The organism is Nocardioides sp., assembly GCF_041393715.1.
Taxonomy (GTDB): domain Bacteria; phylum Actinomycetota; class Actinomycetes; order Propionibacteriales; family Nocardioidaceae; genus Nocardioides.
Window position 1 is genome coordinate 1 of the sequence record NZ_JAWKJQ010000027.1, and the last position, 1559, is coordinate 1559.

The following is a 1559-nucleotide window of genomic DNA, read 5'->3' on the forward strand; positions in this document are numbered from 1 at the left end:
GTCGAACCGGTCACCGATCCGCTCGGCGACCTGATCGGGCGGTTCGCCCGCACCCACGGACCGTTCACCACCGCGGAGGCCGCGGAGCGGTTCGGTCTCGGCGCCGCCGTCGTGCAGGACATCCTGCGTCGCCTGACCGACGAGAAACGCGTCACGACAGGAGAATTCCGGCCCGGCGCGACGGGAGCGGAGTGGTGCGACACGGAGGTGCTGCGGCGACTGCGGCGCCGATCCCTGGCCGCGGCGCGACAGGAGGTGGAACCGGTCAGCACCGCGACCCTCGGCCGTTTCCTGCCCGCGTGGCACAGCATCGGCGGCGGGTTGCGCGGCATCGACGGCGTCGCGGCCGTCGTCGACCAGCTCGCCGGGTTCCCGGTGCCGGCCAGTGCCCTCGAGCCGCTCGTGCTCGCGCCCCGGGTGCGGGACTACTCCCCCACGATGCTCGACGAATTGACCGCGACCGGGGAGGTGCTGTGGTCGGGGGCCGGCTCGATCTCGGGCAAGGACGGCTGGGTGTGCCTGCACCCGGCCGACGCCGCGGCGACCACCCTCGCACCGCCCACCGACATCGAGCTGGGCGACACCCACCGGGCGATCCTCGACGCGCTGGCCGGCGGCGGCGGATTCTTCTTCCGTCAGCTCGCCGACGCGCTGGCCGCGCAGGGCCTCGAGGTCACCGACGCGAGTGCCGCCGCGGCCCTGTGGGATCTGGTGTGGGCGGGACACATCGGCGGCGACACCCTCGCCCCGCTGCGCGCCCTGATCGGCGACACCTCCCGCGCCACACCGGCACACCGCGTCCCGCGCCGGGCGCCGCGTTCGCGCATGTACCGGGCCCGGCCGGTGTTGCCGGCGCGGACCGGGCCGCCGACGGTGGGCGGGCGGTGGGCGCTGCTGCCGGAACCGGAACCGCAGTCGACGGTGCGCGCCCACGCGACCGCCGAGCTGCTGCTCGAACGGTACGGGGTGGTGACGCGAGGGACCGTAGCCGGTGAGTCCGTGCCGGGCGGCTTCGCGCTGATGTACAAGGTGCTCGCCCGTTTCGAGGAATCCGGTCGCTGCCGGCGCGGCTACTTCGTCGATTCGCTCGGCGGTGCCCAGTTCTCGACACCCGAGGTCGTCGACCGACTGCGGTCCTACGGCGAGTCCCTCGAGGGCCGCCACGCCGAGACCCCGACGGTGACGCTCGCAGCGTGCGACCCCGCCAACCCGTACGGCGCGGCACTGCCGTGGCCGGCGCCGCGCGCCGACGACACCACGCGGCACCGCCCGGGACGCAAGGCCGGCGGCCTGGTGGTGCTGGTCGACGGGAAGCTGGTGCTCTTCGTGGAGCGTGGCGGCCGTACCGTCCTGACGTTCGACGACGATCCCGGTGTGCTGCGAGGGGCGTGCGCGTCGCTCGCAGCCACCGTCAAGCGAGGCGGCGTCGACAAGATCGTGGTCGAGAAGGTCGACGGACTCTCGATCCACGGTCACGACTTCGCGGGGCTGCTCTCCGAGGCCGGGTTCTCGGCGACGCCGCGCGGCTACCGGTTACGGGCCTGACATGCCCGAAGGCG

Annotated in this window: 1 pseudogene; it reads left to right on the forward strand. The window is 74.0% G+C overall.

The window, feature by feature from the left end:
* Window positions 1–1545: pseudogene (locus tag R2740_RS18440) on the forward strand (DEAD/DEAH box helicase); the annotation flags it as partial.
* Between the last annotated feature and the right edge of the window lie 14 nt (window positions 1546–1559).